The 17,494-nt window shown below is 43.7% G+C and carries 19 protein-coding genes and 1 riboswitch; of the genes, 15 read left to right on the top strand and 4 right to left on the bottom strand.

Annotated elements, in window-relative coordinates:
• Positions 1-11 precede the first annotated feature (11 nt).
• The 10 genes from NST25_RS25940 to NST25_RS25895 all read left to right on the top strand — a co-directional run bounded on the left by NST25_RS25940 (position 12) and on the right by NST25_RS25895 (position 10,496).
• The gene (locus tag NST25_RS25940; RefSeq protein ID WP_076127985.1) at positions 12-2,117 is read left to right on the top strand and encodes a penicillin-binding transpeptidase domain-containing protein; all 2,106 of its coding nucleotides are present in this window, start codon (positions 12-14) and stop codon (positions 2,115-2,117) included.
• 76 nt (positions 2,118-2,193) lie between these two features.
• Positions 2,194-2,961 (top strand): Cof-type HAD-IIB family hydrolase, encoded by a 768-nt coding sequence (locus NST25_RS25935; protein ID WP_036685270.1) that lies wholly within the window; start codon positions 2,194-2,196, stop codon positions 2,959-2,961.
• Between the two features lie 58 nt (positions 2,962-3,019).
• Positions 3,020-3,505 (top strand): DUF456 family protein, encoded by a 486-nt coding sequence (locus NST25_RS25930; RefSeq protein WP_038573189.1) that lies wholly within the window; start codon positions 3,020-3,022, stop codon positions 3,503-3,505.
• A gap of 26 nt (positions 3,506-3,531) precedes the next feature.
• Positions 3,532-5,157 carry a polysaccharide biosynthesis protein gene (locus NST25_RS25925; RefSeq protein ID WP_076184764.1) on the top strand — a complete coding sequence of 542 codons (1,626 nt, stop codon included), beginning with the start codon at positions 3,532-3,534 and terminating at the stop codon, positions 5,155-5,157.
• A gap of 78 nt (positions 5,158-5,235) precedes the next feature.
• The gene (locus NST25_RS25920) at positions 5,236-5,580 is read left to right on the top strand and encodes a thioredoxin family protein (RefSeq protein WP_076127982.1); all 345 of its coding nucleotides are present in this window, start codon (positions 5,236-5,238) and stop codon (positions 5,578-5,580) included.
• 102 nt (positions 5,581-5,682) lie between these two features.
• A complete protein-coding gene (locus NST25_RS25915; RefSeq protein ID WP_076281935.1) occupies positions 5,683-6,666 on the top strand; it encodes a heme A synthase in 984 nt (327 codons plus the stop codon).
• Between the two features lie 155 nt (positions 6,667-6,821).
• Complete coding sequence (locus tag NST25_RS25910; RefSeq protein WP_076127978.1) at positions 6,822-7,556, top strand: Cthe_2314 family HEPN domain-containing protein; 735 nt, start codon at positions 6,822-6,824, stop codon at positions 7,554-7,556.
• Positions 7,557-7,658: 102 nt separating this feature from the next.
• Positions 7,659-7,794: riboswitch (SAM riboswitch) on the top strand.
• Between the two features lie 102 nt (positions 7,795-7,896).
• A complete protein-coding gene (locus NST25_RS25905) occupies positions 7,897-8,913 on the top strand; it encodes a methionine ABC transporter ATP-binding protein (RefSeq protein WP_076127976.1) in 1,017 nt (338 codons plus the stop codon).
• Positions 8,913-9,572, top strand: coding sequence for a methionine ABC transporter permease (locus NST25_RS25900; protein WP_076099375.1), 660 nt, complete (start codon positions 8,913-8,915; stop codon positions 9,570-9,572). The genes NST25_RS25905 and NST25_RS25900 overlap by 1 nt, the downstream gene beginning before the upstream one ends.
• A gap of 57 nt (positions 9,573-9,629) precedes the next feature.
• Positions 9,630-10,496: a MetQ/NlpA family ABC transporter substrate-binding protein gene (locus NST25_RS25895; protein WP_036685252.1), complete on the top strand. Its 867-nt coding sequence runs from the start codon at positions 9,630-9,632 to the stop codon at positions 10,494-10,496.
• Positions 10,497-10,654: 158 nt separating this feature from the next.
• On the opposite strand, the gene NST25_RS25890 is transcribed toward NST25_RS25895, so the two are convergent.
• Positions 10,655-10,903, bottom strand: coding sequence for a NifU family protein (locus tag NST25_RS25890; protein WP_036685249.1), 249 nt, complete (start codon positions 10,901-10,903; stop codon positions 10,655-10,657).
• 81 nt (positions 10,904-10,984) lie between these two features.
• Between NST25_RS25890 and NST25_RS25885 the strand changes: the two genes are divergently transcribed.
• On the top strand, positions 10,985-11,239 hold the full coding sequence (locus NST25_RS25885) for a YuzB family protein (RefSeq protein ID WP_076099374.1): 255 nt from the start codon (positions 10,985-10,987) through the stop codon (positions 11,237-11,239).
• Positions 11,240-11,649: 410 nt separating this feature from the next.
• On the opposite strand, the gene NST25_RS25880 is transcribed toward NST25_RS25885, so the two are convergent.
• Positions 11,650-12,711: an NAD(P)/FAD-dependent oxidoreductase gene (locus NST25_RS25880; RefSeq protein WP_076099373.1), complete on the bottom strand. Its 1,062-nt coding sequence runs from the start codon at positions 12,709-12,711 to the stop codon at positions 11,650-11,652.
• 51 nt (positions 12,712-12,762) lie between these two features.
• Entirely contained in the window at positions 12,763-13,869 is a 1,107-nt protein-coding gene (gene mqnE / locus NST25_RS25875; RefSeq protein ID WP_036685236.1) for an aminofutalosine synthase MqnE, read from the bottom strand.
• Positions 13,870-14,327: 458 nt separating this feature from the next.
• On the opposite strand from mqnE, the gene NST25_RS25870 reads away from it, so the two are divergent.
• Positions 14,328-14,687, top strand: a complete 360-nt coding sequence (locus tag NST25_RS25870; protein ID WP_036685235.1) for an iron-sulfur cluster assembly accessory protein — start codon at positions 14,328-14,330, stop codon at positions 14,685-14,687.
• 107 nt (positions 14,688-14,794) lie between these two features.
• Entirely contained in the window at positions 14,795-15,247 is a 453-nt protein-coding gene (locus NST25_RS25865) for a GNAT family N-acetyltransferase (RefSeq protein WP_076128052.1), read from the top strand.
• Positions 15,248-15,754: 507 nt separating this feature from the next.
• Here the strand turns inward: NST25_RS25865 and NST25_RS25860 are convergent.
• Positions 15,755-15,964 carry a hypothetical protein gene (locus tag NST25_RS25860; RefSeq protein WP_036685233.1) on the bottom strand — a complete coding sequence of 70 codons (210 nt, stop codon included), beginning with the start codon at positions 15,962-15,964 and terminating at the stop codon, positions 15,755-15,757.
• Between the two features lie 333 nt (positions 15,965-16,297).
• Here NST25_RS25860 and NST25_RS25855 point away from each other — a divergent pair, with 333 nt between their 5' ends.
• Positions 16,298-16,960 (top strand): YheC/YheD family protein, encoded by a 663-nt coding sequence (locus NST25_RS25855; RefSeq protein WP_076127972.1) that lies wholly within the window; start codon positions 16,298-16,300, stop codon positions 16,958-16,960.
• Positions 16,961-17,275: 315 nt separating this feature from the next.
• A complete protein-coding gene (sda, locus tag NST25_RS25850; protein ID WP_036685584.1) occupies positions 17,276-17,419 on the top strand; it encodes a sporulation histidine kinase inhibitor Sda in 144 nt (47 codons plus the stop codon).
• The last annotated feature ends 75 nt before the right edge of the window (positions 17,420-17,494 follow it).

The following is a 17,494-nucleotide window of genomic DNA, read 5'->3' as shown; positions in this document are numbered from 1 at the left end:
AGAGAAAAACTGTGAGTTTTTTCCGTAAGCAGGCCTCACCTCCTGACGAGACCAGCAGCAAAAGTTCCATTGGCCTGCGACTCAACGTGTTTTTCTTTAGCACGTTCGTTATATTTTGCGTAATCATCATCCGACTAGCTGTTCTGCAGTTCGTGGAAGGTCCAACTTTAACTGAGGTAGAGACGAGTAGAGATACTAAAAATGTACCGTTAGCTTCCATGAGAGGGGTTATATACGCTGCAGGTGGTGAGAAGCTAGCTTATTCCACACCTGTTCAATCGCTGTATATCACACTCAATAAAGAGTATACGGCTAAGGAAACAGATAAAGTCACCGGTAAAACAACGCTGACCCCAGAGGCTAAGGCCAAGTCTGATGCATTGGCAGCCAAGCTGGTAGCTGATTTCAATAAATATGGGGATCCAAATGCAGAGAAGATGACGGAGAAAGATGTAATTGATGCGTTGGATTTATATTTCCGTAAATCACTTGGCTTTATGGCACGGCGAATTAAGGCTGATCTGACTACTGAAGAAGTTGCTTATTTCATGGAACATAAAGGAGAATATCCGGGGCTTGAGATTGTCGAGGAGAGCATTCGTCATTACGATAAAGATACGGTTGCTGTACAGACGATTGGTTATATCAAACCCTTCAAATCCGCGAACAGTCTTAATATTTATAAAAACATTCTAAGTGCTATGAAAAACAATCCGGAGCCAGGGCTAACGTATAAGGATGATGAATTTGTTGGATTCGATGGGCTGGAGCTGAAATATCAGCGTGAGCTTCGCGGGCAAAACGGCTATCAGGAAATTTCTGTCAATCCGCAGAATATGGCGGAGAAAATTGAGCGTGTCGTTCCGCCTGTCAAAGGAAATGACATCTGGACAACGATTAATAAGAACGTTCAGATGAAGACAGAACAGGCGATAACAGATCAGCTCAAATGGTTGCACTCTAATACCGTACAAGGCAGAACGCATCCGAATGCTTTAACGGGATATGCAGTAGCGATGGAAGTGGATACTGGCAATATTGTTGCTATGGCGAGTATGCCTGACTATGATACGAATGTTTGGACAACGGGTTCTTTATCTGCAGATGTCTGGAACAGTATTATGGATAACTATCAGAACGGCACGATAACTCCTATTTCTTCAGGAACCTCAGGGAACGGACTAAGATCTGTATTGCTTCTAGGTTCAACGATTAAACCTTTGAGTGTACTCGTGGGCCTGAATGAAGGGTTGTTTTCAACTTCATCGTATTATCAGGATAAAGGTTTTGCGACTTTTGGTAAGTCTGGGCATGAAACGAAGGTAAGAAACTCTTCTAACCACGTATATGGTTCTTTGGATCCTGCTAGAGCCATTGAGAAATCCTCGAATGCATTTATGGTCGATATGGTCGGTAAAAGATTGTATGACAAATATAAAAGCAAGGGGATAGACATCTGGGATGTCTATATGAAAGAGTTCGGCCTTGGTGTATCTACGGGAATTGACCTGCCAAATGAATTCTTGGGTCAAAGAAACTATACCAATATAGAAGCTGCTGGTAGTGCGCAGTCCGCACTGGTCTATGCCTCTTTCGGACAACAAGGAAGTTATACAGTAATGCAGCTTGCGCAGTATGTTACAACACTTGCTAATGAAGGACAGCGGATTAAACCTCAACTGGTTAGCAAGATTACTGATGCAGATGGAAATATAATCAAAGAATTTAAACGTGAGGTGCTTGATGAAGTAACAAACTTCGATAAGTCCTACTGGAATGAAATTAAGCAGGGGATGCGAAGTGAAGTTAGTGCTTTTTCTGATTTCCCTTATGACTTTGCCCGTAAGACGGGAACCTCTCAGCAAGTAGCTAAGGGTGAAATTCGCGATAATGGGGTATTTATTGCATATGCTCCACGTAATAATCCTAAGTTGGCTGTGGCGGTTGTAATCCCTGAAGGTGGTTTTGGTTCACAAAGTGCGGCACCAGTCGCACGTAAAATATTTGATGCCTATGATTGGGAATATGGCCTTGATGGAGTTCCAAAGAAAAGTCTCCAGTCTGGCAATAATACTAATGATAATGCGAAGGAGGGAGAGACTACAGGTACCGAGTAACTCTGACCCTATGGCTAAGATGTAAAAAAATAAACAGCTTCTCAAATGAGAGCATACAAGAATGGAGGGGTGGCAAATGATTGCCAAATACCGCCTGCTTGCATTGGATATGGATGGAACCCTACTGAATGATGAACAGATAATTACACCCACAACGGTGGAATGGATTCAAAAGGCGGTCAACGCAGGCGTTCATGTCTGTCTGTCGACAGGCCGGGCATTTGTAAGTGCCTTACCCTATGCAGAGCAGCTAGGTTTAGAGACACCGATGATCACTGTGAACGGCAGTGAGGTGTGGAGAGCGCCACATGAAATATACCGGAGATCACTAATGGATCCCAAGCTGGTACAAGAAATGTATGATCTTGCAAAAGCAGATGACATCTGGTTCTGGGCTTATTCTCTGGACGAAGTTCTTAAACAGGATAACTGGGATGGGGATGTAACGGGTAGAGAATGGCTTAAGTTCGGTTATCATACTGAAGATGATGAGCTTCGTCATAAGCTGTTGCTTCGTCTTCAAGATATGGGTGGACTGGAGATTACGAACTCTTCTCCGCACAATCTGGAGATTAATCCTCTAGGCGTGAATAAGGCAGCAGGAATAAAGGAAGTCTGCAAGCTGCTGGGAATAGAAATGTCGCAAGTTGTAGCTGTGGGCGACAGCCTTAACGATCTGGCGGCGATCCAGCAGGCTGGGCTTGGGGTTGCCATGGGCAATGCGCAAAAGACGGTTAAACAAGAGGCTGATGTTGTGGTGGCGACCAATAATCAAGACGGGATTGCCGAGGTCATCCAAAAGTATATCTTTACCGAAGCTGCAGCCTCTGTAGGCAGCAAATAATAAAAGCAGTACTGCGAAGTGAATCCATGGAGCATTATGCTAGTAGGAGGTTAAGGAATTGACGATCCTGGGTTGGATTCTTATTATTGTTTTGTTTGCTGTAGGATTGGCAGGGGCTGTGTATCCCATACTGCCGGGTGCGTTAGCGATCTATCTTGCCTTTTTTGTATACGGCTGGTTCTTTTCTTTTGAGCCCTTTGGGGTTTGGTTCTGGATTATTCAAACACTGATCGTTGTAGTTCTTTTTGTTGCTGATTATGTTGTAGGAGCGTGGGGTGTCAAAAAATTTGGCGGTTCACGTTCATCGATTATCGGGAGCACGATAGGGCTGATCTTGGGACCTTTTGTTATTCCGGCTTTTGGTCTTATCATTGGACCATTTCTAGGGGCTTTTATTGGAGAACTGATCGTGGGATCTTCCCCGTCTAAAGCTGCTAAGGTAAGTGTTGGCTCCATACTCGGCTTATTTAGCAGCACCTTGGTCAAAATCGTGTTGCAGGTAATTATGGTCGTCCTCTTTTTTATATGGGTCGCCCGGTTTTAATTTAACAGTGAAGAAGGGGAAAGAGTTTGTCCAAGAAAGAGTCTTTTGTTAAAGGCACGCTTATCCTTGCTGCTGCAGCTTTGGTGGCAAGGGTACTCGGGCTTGTCCAGCGGGTGCCGCTGGAGCATTTATTTAATGATGTTGGTAATGCTTCATTTACGCAGGCAAACACAGTTTATTTGATGTTATTACCGCTGGCTACAGCAGGGATTCCAAGTACATTAAGTAAAATGGTATCTGAGCGTTATGCACTGAATAGGCCAAATGAAGCTCAACAGGTGTATCGGGCGGCATTAATGTTTGGTGTTGTAGTTGGCGTAATTATGAGCGCATTGTTATACATAGGTGCTCCTTATTATGCAGAATATGCAAAAGTTCCTGAAAGTACTTTGGCGATCCGGGCCATAGCTCCGGCACTCCTACTCTTCCCTTCTATAGCAATGATGCGTGGGTACTTTCAAGGGCGGAATAATATGATGGCTGGTGGCATCTCTCAAATTGTGGAGCAGATCGCGAGGGTATCTACAGCTGTTCTTCTGGCATTTGTATTGTTACAAAAAGGGTACGACAACACTTGGATGGCTGCTGGAGCATCATTCGGTAGTGTATTTGGTAGTGTTGGTGCTTTTGGTGTAATGCTCTATTACGCTATGAAATTACGGCGTAGTGAGGGGCAAACTGCGTTATACGAAACGAATGAAGCGAAGCTTCCTCTATTTGGAATTTATAAGGATATATTTAAATTATCCATTCCTATCGTGCTATCTTCAGTTACGGTTCCAGTAGTGAACTTTATTGATACATCTTTAATTGTACCGTTACTGAGTGGACAAGTTGGTGTAGCTGATGCCACACGTGCTTTGGGTATTTTCGGGAGTCGGGCACAGAGTGTCGCCGGGATTCCGCCGGTTCTTTCTATAGCACTGAGCACTTCACTAATACCAATTATTTCAGCTGCATATGCCCGTCGGGATGAGAAACATCTAAAAGGGCAAGTGACGTTAGCGCTTCGTATCTCTATTTTAACAGGAGCACCGATTGTTCTATCACTCGTAGTTGCTGCATATTCAGTTAATGGCCTCTTATTCAGTAGTTTAGATGGCAGTGGTATCGTAGCCATGCTTACTTTAGGAACGATCTTTCAGATTACGATGATGACAACGAACTCTATTTTGTTAGGTATGGGCAAATCGCGAATTTCCATGTATTATGTGTTAGCGGGTATTATTGTAAAATTAGTGGCAAGCTTATTACTTAGTAAGGTATTTGGCATCTACGGAATCATCGGTGCAACAGCACTTTGTTTCGTGGTCATTACTTTGCTTAACTTACGTATGCTGAAATCGATTGTGTCTTTTGAAATTATGGGCAAACGTTGGGGCGGTTTCGTGATTGCGGTACTTGTGTCCGGCGGGATTGGTTATGGCTTGAATGAGGCTGGGATTCTGTTAACAGATCTGATGCCTGCACGTTTGGCGTTTCTGATCACTTGTCTTGTTGTAGGAGCCGCTGTTGTTGTTATTTATCTAGTACTGCTTATTGTGCTGGGCGTGCTGACTAAACAGGAAATCTCCAGTTATCCGCGGGCGCTGCAAAAATTATTGAATCCGCTGATGAAGTTACAGCCTGCACGTGTTCGTATGAGAGAATAGGTTTGACTTCTACACTGCATTTTGCTTCACTTAAAGAGTAGAAAATAGACAGATATTGAAGAAGGGACTGAGTAAATCATGGACAAAATTAGTTCTCCTGCTGAATTTCAGGTAGCCATTCAATCACCTCGATTAACAGTGGCCATCTTCAAGGCTGACTGGTGCTCGGATTGCAAATTTATCGATCCTTTTATCCCAGAGGTAGAGCAGTCTTATGCAGACCGCCTTACACTGGTTGAGGTAGATGTTGATGCCGTGGGCGATGTTAGTCAAGAACAAAATATTATGGGTATTCCAAGCTTCGTCGCATATTCGGATGGACGGGAATTGGTTAGATTCGTTAATAAATTGCGCAAATCCCGTGAAGAGATTGAGAATTTCCTTGATAAAGCGGTCCAAGTGCATCAAAGCCTTCAAAAGTAATTCCTAAGGAACCACCGCTTTCGCCTGTTTGTGCAAAAGCGGTGGTTTTTTGAAATATAAGTCTGGCTGCTTCTTCATTACTAAAAACTGCGGGTGATATTTTTGACGACAAATCAGTTGAAATGGCTTAGTTATCTTACTTGCCTTATCATGTTCCTCGCTGTACTCGGAGGAGCGGTAGTGACGAAGACTGGATCGGGCTTGGAATGCGGAAATGAATGGCCGCTCTGTCATGGAAAATTAATTCCGGCTTATACTATAGGCTCGATGATTGAATACACCCATCGCTTGTTTAGCGGTTTGGCAGGGTTATTCTCACTTGCCTCGATGTTTGCTTTTTGGCGTTATGCTCGTACGCGGCGCGATTTGCTGGGATATGCATTTATGACCTTAGTATTCGTCATCGTTCAAGGTGGTATGGGAGCGCTTGCAGTAATTAAATCCCAATCCGCTGCTGTAATGGCGTTGCATATGGGTTTTTCTTTGATCGCCTTTTCAAGCGCTATGATGTTGGCTCTTGGAACCAAGAGATGGCATGAAGCGCGCGAGTATGATCATAAGCTGGAGGCTCAAAAGAAGCCCGTAAGTAAGGCTTTTCGCAATTTAACCTGTTTTACTGCCATCTATTCTTATATTGTCGTGTATATTGGAGCCTTTGTAAGTCATACGGATTCACAAGGCGGGTGTTCGGGTTGGCCGCTTTGTAATGGAGAATGGGTTCCGGAGCTTTCCGGAGGTGTAGGTGTTGTTTTTACGCATCGGATTGCGGCTTTAATCTTATTCATGCTTACTGCGCTGCTTGGGCATTTAGCATTTTGGAAACATAAGGATTATCCAGAGCTTAGAGCGCTGGGTGTAGCTGCAGTGCTGTTATGCTTGATGCAGGTATTTAGTGGGGCGGCTGTGGTTTACACTCTAGATAATGAAAGGCTGTACATATTTGCCGCTTTGGCTCATATTTTACTGATTGCCAGTTTGTTTGGTGTCTTATGTTATATGAGTGTAAGAGTCTGGCAGCTAAATCGCGCGAGTAGTGTCGTGTCTGGAAAAAATGTAACGAGCCCAATGATTCCACCGCCTTGGTAGAACATTCCCTCCGTGGATAGAGGTGCTTCACCCGCGGAATAATAAAGTGGAAATCGGTATATCGTGGAGCTGATTGGCCGATGCTTACGTCGCGAGTTTTGTACGAAGCAGTCCATGGAAGCAGACGCTGAACAAAACTTTAGGAGGACTGGGATATGCTGCGGGTATTACTTGGAGAGCCGCCTCGAAAGAACAGCGGTGTGTTGGCTGATGCGATGGAGAATATGGCCACTTTTGCAGCATTGCTGCGCAAGGAAATGAGTGCCCATGAGGATAATGACCATGAATACCGCAAGCTGGAGATTTGGACACGTGGGCTGATTTCCTCTCTGGATGAACTGGAGCAAAGTTGGTTCGCGGCCGCTTTTTACCGGAAATTAGTGATTGCGGGTTATATGGATGATATGACACCGGTGGAACAGGGCGATTATGCACGTTATGTTTATTTTTATAAAGATGGCTTTATCCGGGTTTTCTCTCTTCTGGACAAGCTTGGGACGGTACTGAATCATTTTTATGATCTCAAAACATCCAAATTAAAAACGCACTTTTCTTACTTTACAGTGCTGCGTCAGCTTCAATTATTGAATGTGCATCCTGCATTAGCGGATCAACTGGAAGAGATTAAGAACTCCTACCGCGATCCATTGGAGAATTTACGCAAGCGCAGAAATGCTGAAATTCATTATATGAATTCCGAAATGCAGGATGATTTGTGGCAGCGGCACCAAGGTCTGCATGACAAAATTCAGCTCGAGGATCTGGATAGCCATCTTGAGGATTTAAAACAATCGCTCGAAATGAACTGTAAGACATTAATCGCGGCATTCAGCTACAGCAATGAACAGCTGCGTAAGGAAATAAGCAAGGTAAAGAGCATAAAATCGTAATTGTTCAATATATTTCCTTTTGACAAAAATCGATAAACTCACTATACTTATGCTTGCATTAAAGTATGTACGATTTCAGAAAAAATATAATTTCATAACTTTATCTTATCGAGAGCGGCGGAGGGATAGGCCCGATGAAGCCCGGCAACCGATTTGTAACCAGCGCGGGAAGCGTTGTACAAATGTCATGGTGCTAATTCCTACAATGGCGCAGGTTGCGGTCGTTGGCAGATGAGAAGGCATTGTCTTAATAAACCCACAGAGCCTCTTGCGATCTGCATCGATCGTTGGAGGTTTTTTTGTATAGAATAAGTGAAGTATAAAGGGGGGGCGACGAGAGTTGATTAATCTAAAAGGGATAACAAAGGTTTATGGAAAAGGGAGTAATGCGGCAACAGCACTTTCTGGATTGAATCTGTCCATCGAGAAAGGTGAAATATTCGGAGTCATCGGCCACTCTGGAGCCGGGAAAAGTACATTGATCCGTTGCATTAATCTGTTGGAACGTCCGACAGAAGGAGAGGTCTGGGTAGACGGTGTTGAGCTAACCAGTCTTAACCAAGGTCAGCTGCAGGAACAGCGGCGCAAGATTGGGATGATTTTTCAACATTTCAATTTGCTGTCTTCAGCGACCGTGTACGATAATATTGCCTTTCCACTGCGCCTTGCAGGTACGTCGAGAACAGCTATTGATACAAAAGTCAAAGACCTGCTCGCTCTAGTTGGGCTTGAAGAACATAAAGATAAGTTTCCTTCTCAGTTATCTGGAGGACAAAAGCAGCGGGTCGGCATCGCCCGGGCACTAGCCAGTGACCCTGATGTGCTGCTGTGTGACGAGGCCACTTCTGCGCTTGATCCCCAGACAACAGATTCCATTCTTAAGCTGCTACTCGATATTAATAAAAGATTCCATTTGACCATTGTGCTGATCACACATGAAATGCATGTAATCCAGAGCATCTGCGACCGTGTCGCGGTCATTCATGGTGGTGGGATTGTTGAGCAAGGCAAAGTTACAGAGGTATTTCTCAAGCCGCAGCATGAGGTTACACGCGATTTCATCCGCAGTGAGACACAGAATGAAGGACCTCTTCGAGTGGCGCTTGATGCTGCTGCAGGGGATAACTCTCAAGCTGTCAAAATTACTTTTTTCGGAGAAAAAACTTACGGCTCGGCACTATCCGATGTCGTGCGTGATACGGGTGTAAGCTTTGCAATCTTACATGGTACCATCTCAACGATTAAAGATGTGCCTTATGGACAGATGATTGTGCGGTTCGAAGGGCCAGCTGAGGCGATTGCTGTAACGATCTCCAGACTAATTGCTCAAGGCCTTGATGTGGAGGTGATTTCGTAATGAATTTTGCAGATCTAAATTGGCAAGAAATGATGGATGCTACGGTTGCTACTATAAAAATGATATTTTTTTCCGGATTGTTCACAATTATTCTTGGTTTACCACTCGGAATTCTATTGTATTTATGGGGGAAATCGAATAGTATAGTAATCAGAGTAACTTACTCGGTCTTATCATTACTTGTAAATATCCTACGTTCCGTACCCTTTATCATTTTGATGGTGGCTCTAATTCCTTTCAGCAAAGCCGTTGTTGGAACCTCCATTGGTGTACTCGGTACGATTCCACCTCTGGTGATTGGTGCAGCTCCGTTTTTTGCCCGTTTGGTAGAGACGTCGTTAAGAGAGGTAGACCGCGGAGTCATCGAAGCCGCACAAGGTATGGGAGCATCGACGAACCAAATCGTTATGCGTGTTCTTTTGCCAGAAGCTCGTCCAGGTCTGCTAGCTGGAGTTACGATCACACTGGTTACACTGGTCTCCTATACAGCAATGGCTGGTATGGTTGGGGGCGGCGGATTAGGTGACTTGGCGATTCGTTACGGCTACCACCGCTATGAGACGGAGATTATGATTGTTTCTATAATATTTATTGTCGTACTGGTGCAATTGCTACAAATGGCCGGTGACCGACTCGTAAAACATTACACACGGAAATAAGGTACATCCATATATATCCTTATTCAATACAAAATATAGATTAGAGGGGGATTTACAATGAAAAAAGTACTACTTACATTTTTTAGCCTGACACTGGTTGCGGTGCTTGCGGCTTGCGGTAACAACAATGCATCTAATAATGCTGGGAGCTCGGCTGCTACAACAGCACCAAACGCAGAAGCAACAAGTGAACCTACTAAAGATCCAGTGAAATTGGTGATTGGTGCCTCACCTGTTCCTCATGCTGAAATTTTGAAGGCTATTGCTCCATTGCTTGAAAAAGATGGAATTACACTTGAAATCAAAGAATTCACTGACTATATTCAACCTAACGTGCAGCTTGATGAGAAGGAGTTAGACGCTAACTTTTTCCAACACCAACCGTATCTGGATGACCAAAACAAAAATAATAAAACCGACCTGGTTTCTGTTGCATCCGTTCACGTTGAACCTTTTGGAGCTTATTCCAAAAAAATCAAATCGATCGATGAGTTGGCTGATGGTGCAAAAGTTGCCATTCCGAACGATGCTACTAACGGTGGCCGTGCACTAATCCTACTTGCAAAAAATGGTCTGATTACCTTGAAAGATGATACAAACATTGCTGCAACAAAAGCAGATATCACTGAAAACAAGAAAAATCTCGACATCATTGAGTTGGAAGCAGCTATGCTCCCACGTCAACTGGATGAGGTAGACCTTGCTTTGATCAACACGAACTTTGCACTAGACGCTGGTCTTGTGCCAACTAAAGATGCATTGTTCATCGAGGGTGTAGATTCCCCTTATGCTAACATTTTGGTAACCCGTCAAGACAATAAAGATTCCGAAGCCATCAAAAAGCTGGTTGCTGCCCTGAATTCTCCAGAAGCTAAAGCTTTCATTGAAGAAAAGTACGAAGGTGCGATCATTCCAGCGTTTTAAGGAATGAAGCTAAATTCGTCTATAGTCATAACAAGAACCCGCAGCCAAGTTGGCTTGCGGGTTTTATGTTCTAAGGTTGTGAGAGAATGTTAAATCCTCTATAATAAGAAAATCCCGATCTCCTTTACAGGAGAATCGGGAGGGTTATTGAACGGGATTTAGAATACTTGAACTACTTCTTCAACGCCTTCTACTTCTTCAAGGAGGGCGCGTTCAATCCCGGCTTTCAAGGTGATCGTGGAGCTTGGGCAGCTGCCGCAGGCACCCATAAGTTTCAACTTAACGATGCCGTCTTCCACATCGACCAGTTCTACGTCACCGCCATCGCGCTGCAGGAACGGACGAAGCTTATCCAGCACTTCTAGTACTTCATCATACATTTCGGTGCTTTGTGCATTCTCACTCATTTCTCAATCACTCCTTTCGTAAGTTCATTATAGTACAAAAAGTTAAAAAATAAAATGGTTAGGCGGAATAGGGAGATCATCATGAGACCAATTATTGAATTTTGTTCCAGCAACATGGGTCACGGAACAGACAAGCTAATGCATAAGCTGGAGGAAAATCCAGATTATGATGTCATTGAATACGGATGTCTGAACAATTGTGGAGAGTGTTATTTAATGCCTTTCGCCATGGTTGAAGGTGACATTATTGCAGCAGAAACTGTTGCAGAGCTAGAAGAGAAAATTGAGGCCAAGATCAAAGAGCTTGAGGCTTGGTTTAATATAGATCTTGACTAAATTTCTCGAGAAAAAAAGAGGGAGCACTCCATAATCTAAATTATGGAGTGCTCCCTCTTTTTGGAACCTTACTTGAACAAAATCCACCAATTTGATCGATTAGGCAACATATTGGAGAGTGCAGGGGCTACCGTGAAGGTGCCACCGGACTCAGGCGACCTTATATTGAGTGTTTTCCTACATTTGGATTGCTATCGGACCCCATAGTCACTATTCACCTGAAAAACAGCATAAATGAACCTCATTATAAGCAATAACTTCACTGGAGTCCGAAACTCTCCTTCAAAGGCTGAAAATTTGCAAATAAGGTCATCTGAGTCCGAAGGGTATACGCACCAATAACGTAAGGAAGCTACTCTCGTGTTTATCTGAGAGTAGCTTCCTTTAATACTTATGAACCAATCATAGGCTTATCCTAAAGTGCGTTTCGACATCCAGAGCACTCCGCTCTTGAGGATGCGGGGAACCCGTCCTTTGACGGAGCGTTGTCCCATAAGTCCGAATCCTGCTTTTTTTCCTAGTGACCCTAAAGTACCCTTCAGGCGAATAGGATGAAGCTTAGGAGTCTCACCGCGCCAGGTCGCTTGGATAACCTGAGCTACCTGCTCACCCTGTGCTCCAGCGGCTTGTGCGCTTGGTGCGAATGGCAGACTGGCACAGTCACCAATCACATATACCTCCGGATAATCCGGTATACGATAATACTCATCCAGCATAATCCGTCCACCGCGGTCCTTCGACACATTCAAATCTTGAACTACTTTTACAGGTTGAATCCCTGCGGTCCATACTGTCACATCTGAAAGGATTTCCTCGGTACCGTTAAAAATCGAATCCTTCTCTACATGAGATACAGAGATTCGTCCCAGCGTTTGCACCTGATGGTGATGAAACCATTCCTCTACGTACTGTGACAGCTTTGCCGGAAAGGCAGACAAAACACGTTCACCGCGATCCAGAATAGCGATGTTAAGGTCTGGACGGCTTTCCCGAAGCTCTGCGGCTAATTCAACACCGCTCAATCCTCCACCTACGATGTTTATCGTTCCGTAAGGCTTCACATCATTTAAACGGCGGTAGGTTTCCCGAGTACCAGCAAAGGTCTGGATGCTGCAGGTATATTGATCAGCACCAGGGATGTTGTGGTAATTGTCGGTACAGCCAAGAGCAATGGCTAGGAGATCATAAGATACAATCTCACCGGACTCCATACTGACTATTTTGCTCTCCAAATCAATGGAACTCACTTCACCGTACCGGACAGTAAGCCGGGGGTGAACCGGAAAATGAATGCGCAGGTGATAATCAGTTACGGTACCTGCGGCGAGCGCATAATATTCCGTTTTGATTCCTTGATAAGGCATTCGGTCAATTAAGATAATTTCAACATCATGAGGAAGATGATTATTGAGTAATTCTTGAATTAAGGCTAGGCCGCCGTAGCCACCGCCAAGAACGAGTATTGTTCTCATGCTGACCGAACTTCCTTTCCAATATGGGATAACAAATCTCAGGTAGTCTTCTTATTCGTATACCTTAACTTCATTATAGAAAGTGTCACGTTCGACAGGAATTCGTCCAGCACCTTTCACTAGCCAGATCAATTCGTCGCGAGTCAGACCTTCCGGTGTTAAGGCGCCAGCCGCGTGGCTGATACGTTCTTTTAGAATTGTGCCATGCACATCTGATGCACCGAAGTTCAGCGCAACTTGAGTAAGCTGGGGGCCAATGTTAATGAAGTACGCTTTGATGTGATCGAAATTGTCCAACATCAATCTGCTGATCGCAATGGTCTTCAGATCCTCATAAGCAGAGTTGCGGCGCATGATGCCAGCGTTTTTATTCTTAGGCTGCATGGACAATGGAATGAATACCATAAAGCCATTGGTTTCGTCCTGCAAATCACGGATTTGCATCATATGGCGGATACGGTCTTCATGAGATTCAATGGAGCCGTACAGCATAGTGGTATGGGTCTTCATCCCAAGCTGATGTGCTGTCCGATGGACTTCCAGATATTCTTCCACATTAGCTTTGTCTACACGCATTTTTTTACGATATTGGTCGGATAATATTTCTGCACCACCACCGGTGAGTGTTTTCAGTCCAGCAGCACGCAATTGTTCCAGTACCTCACGAATACTCAAACCGCTAATACGGGTGAAAAAATCAATTTCAGCGGCAGTGTAGGCTTTTAAGGTAACCTCAGGGAAACGTTCGTTCAAAGCTTTTAAAGAATCCACATAATATTGGAAGGGAACCTTGTCGTTATGGCCACCAACAATATGGAATTCGCGTACGCCTGGGTGGATATGCTGTTCGACATATTGCACCATTTCCTGACCGGAAAGGGTATAGGCTCCCTCTTCTCCATCATCTTTGCGGAAATTGCAGAATGCACAGTGCGATTCGCAAACATTGGTGAAATATAGACTCATGTTTTCGATAAAATATACCCGATTGTGATTCTTGGCGATATTGACTTCATTCGCTAGCTGGCCAATGGTAAGTAAATCGTTGCTTTGATATAAATAAACGCCATCTTCCAAATTCAATCTTTCGCCGCTGCGAACCTTATCAATAATGTTCGCCATTCGGGCATCCGTGTGGGGGGTAAAAAGAGTAGACATATTATGATTTCCTCCTGAAAGTTTACGAGCAGATTGCTCGAAGATAAATTCCAGACGTACCCAAGTGGTAGCTGTTCATTCTAAAAAAGAAAGAGGCGAGCTTGCCTCCGTGACAAATTTCCGAATTTTTACTTAGAGTGCCTTCCCTATTATAAACCTACTCTCCTAAGGGTATCAACAGCTTGATATTGATGGTGTTTTTTGCTGTGAAGGGTCATGCCGAAGGCAGTTGTGACTTGAGGGTAACGGAATAGTCGGTTATACTGAATTTATCAAGCATAAACGTCATTGGCATCCTTATAAAGTTGATAAGCGTTTAAGCGAGAAATATAAGACATAAAGAATAGGTGCAACACTTATACTTTCTTATATTTTTAAGAAATAACTTTTGGCCGGAAGGTCCCTTAAACATAAGTTTCCGCTTATGAAGGGAGACGAATTTGTAGGAGGATGAGATCATGATTAATATTAGTGAAAAGGCAGCAGAACAATTAAAGGCGATGCTTGCTGAACAAGAAGTACCGAACATGTTCCTCCGTATTGGAGTAACGCCCGGCGGTTGCAGTGGATTCTCGTACGCTATGGGCTTTGATGATAATGAAACCGATCAGGACGTATATATGGACATTCAAGACATGAAAGTGGTTGTGGAGAAGGAGAACCTTCGTTACCTGGATGGTCTCGAAATCGACTTTGAAGAATCCGGCATGACGGGTGGTTTCACCATCAACAACCCTAACGCTACTGCAACTTGCGGCTGCGGTTCAAGCTTCCGGACAGCTACGGATGCAGGGAAACCTAACGAAGAGCCTTGCTAATCACAGCAATCACGGCTCCAAGCCCCGTGTTGGATTCTAACAACACAGGCTTGGAGTTTTTTTTATTCTCAATGACAAAAATCATCACAAGGAGTTCGGAAATGGAAATGGAAATCAGAAAATTAAAAGCTGGTGAACAGCCTCCATTAGAATTACTTCTATTAGCAGATCCTTCGGAGAGCTTAGTTAACGGATATTTACAAAGAGGGTTATGTTGTGTGGCTGAGGTCGATAACAGCATCATCGGAGTCTACGTTGTGCTGCAGACAAGACCGGAGACTGTAGAAATCGTAAATATCGCCGTCGACGAAAATAAACACGGGCAAGGAATAGGTAAGCAGCTGCTGAACCATGCGATTCAGAATGCCAAGCTGCTTGGAGCAAAAACCATTGAAATTGGCACAGGTAATTCGAGTGTTGGACAATTGGCACTTTATCAGAAATGTGGATTCAGAATCACCGGCATTGATAGAGATTTTTTTATTAGGCATTACAGTGAAGAAATCTTTGAAAATGGGATTCAAGTCATAGATATGATACGCCTGTCGCTGGATTTATGAGTAATAGGGGAATTTCTCAGAAGTCATTTAATGGGCGCTGGGGTAGTTCTTTATTCTTTTACATAGGAAGCAAACGATATATCGCTAACCATGTATCACAAACGATATATCGCTAACCATGTATCACGAACGATATATCGCTAACCATGTATCGCAAGCCATGTATCGGACACAGATGACCCTAAACGCCGCATTTTCCCATATTTGTGGTGCCAACGGACCGCATTGCCGCTATTGCTATGAAAATCAGTAAATATGAAGCTCTTTCTAAGCGATAGTGTCACTGGAGTCCGAAACCACGCCTCAAAGGTTGAAAATCTGCAAATAACGTCATCTGGGTCCGAAATGCTCATGGGTTAACGACACTGTTGAAGCAGATAGCTATTGTTTAAAAACACAGAGCAGCGATTCTCCACATAACTGGAGAATCGCTGCTCTGTTGTTTTTTTCGATGGTCGGACCGTCTGTGCATAGAAATAAGCTGTTTATAGGCAGTCCCTGCGTACATTAGGCTGGAATAATAAACTTGTAATTAATCATAAATACGATGAGTGCTGCAGCTCCAAGGGAGAAGGCGATACAGCCCGTACCCAGTGCTCTGCGTTTGTCTTTAATAAATTTAAAGCCAATGGCGCAGATCAGTATAGTCGTTCCAGCCAATACAATGGACATCCCAAGCATAGCCACCCAATATAAAACCTCAAAAAACTGTGCCATTCTGAGCCCTCCCCGCGCTGTGCTTTTTAGTGATTCTGTTAGTACTCACTATAATAGTAGAAATTGAAAATGTAACCGCTATTAATAATACAACGATTTTGAAGATTATTCTAGTTATAGTGAACTCATCCATTAAGATAATGATGTCGAATTTCTTGAGAACTGAATCTACAAAATCCGCGGTTGTACCCTGTCGCTGTCGACTGATGCTGTGCTAAACACTAAGCCCTTTTTGCTAAGAGCGGCATCTTACACGGACAATCATACAAGAGGGCGAGACCTTCTCTGAGTAATGTATAGGGTAGGCTGGATTGTGAAGGGAGGGAAAGGACGATGGCAGGAAGACAATTGGCCAGTAAGTGGCTGAAGACAGAGGCGTTGCTGACCGACGCTCGGGTTGCACCCTATATCCCAATGACGAGGGGGTACAGGGCAGAAACGCTCCTGGCAATGCTTCGTAGATATGGAAATGTTGTCATTAAACCTATTGTGGGTGGCGGAGGTTACGGTGTAATCAAAGTTTTTCGGGATAGTCGCGGTTATGGATTCACCTATATGGACAGAACTCGAATTTACAAGGATTTTGGATCCATGAGACGTGCGCTTAATACTGTGAAGGCAAGACGCAGATATTTGATTCAACAAGGGATTTCCCTGGCGAGAATCGGTGGACGGCCTATTGATTATCGGGTCAAAGTAGTTAAGAATGGTGAGGTTTGGGAATTTCGCTCCATGGTAGGGAGATTGGCTCGGCCAGGTCTGTTCGTAACCAATCTTTGTAAAGGGGGAACGATGCTATCATGTCGTGAAGGACTTCGTAGATCGTTGCCGCGGATTAAAGCTTCAGCGAAGAAAGCAGAAATGCGGAGACTAACCCATGTATGTATCGGAATTATGGAACGGCATTTTCCGGGAATAGGTGAGCTGGGCTTTGATTATGCTGTGGATTATTCGGGGAAAATATGGATTTTGGAGGTTAATACAAGACCTCAATAAATTAACAATTATTTTAAGAATTGACGATAATAGAGTAGTAAGATAAAATTGCGTTTAGTTGCGTTCTTTTGGGGTAAATAACATTGTAATTTATTTACAATAAAAATATATTTTTAGCTGTATACAAGTGGTTCAATCCTGTGTATAACTATTATCCCCATAGTCCACTGTGTAGCTAGTACCTTTATAACGCTTACACACATTTTATACACAGGATTTCCACATGTACTTGTGGATAACGCGAACGCTTGTTCGAAAAATGATAGTTTGATATGATAGATTCAGATCCAAATAAAGGAAAGGTAGATGAAGTTTATGGTTGAATTGTCGGATGAGATGCTGCTTGACTCTTACCATAGAGCAATAGAGCTGCAACTAGAGCATGATTTCATCGCTCTTCTACTCGTTGAAATTCGCAAACGAAACTTACACTCTCCAGTACATGCGGTTCTTCATTAAAAAGCGCAAAGGATAACTTTGTAGCAGGCTACATATATAAAACCGCGAGGCACAAACAAACATAAAAGGGTATCC

It is taken from the genome of Paenibacillus sp. FSL E2-0190, from assembly GCF_037992965.1.
In the GTDB taxonomy this organism is placed as follows: Bacteria; Bacillota; Bacilli; order Paenibacillales; family Paenibacillaceae; genus Paenibacillus_AQ; species Paenibacillus_AQ odorifer.
Note: the sequence above shows the minus strand (reverse complement) of the source record. Positions and strands in the feature narration are given on the sequence as shown.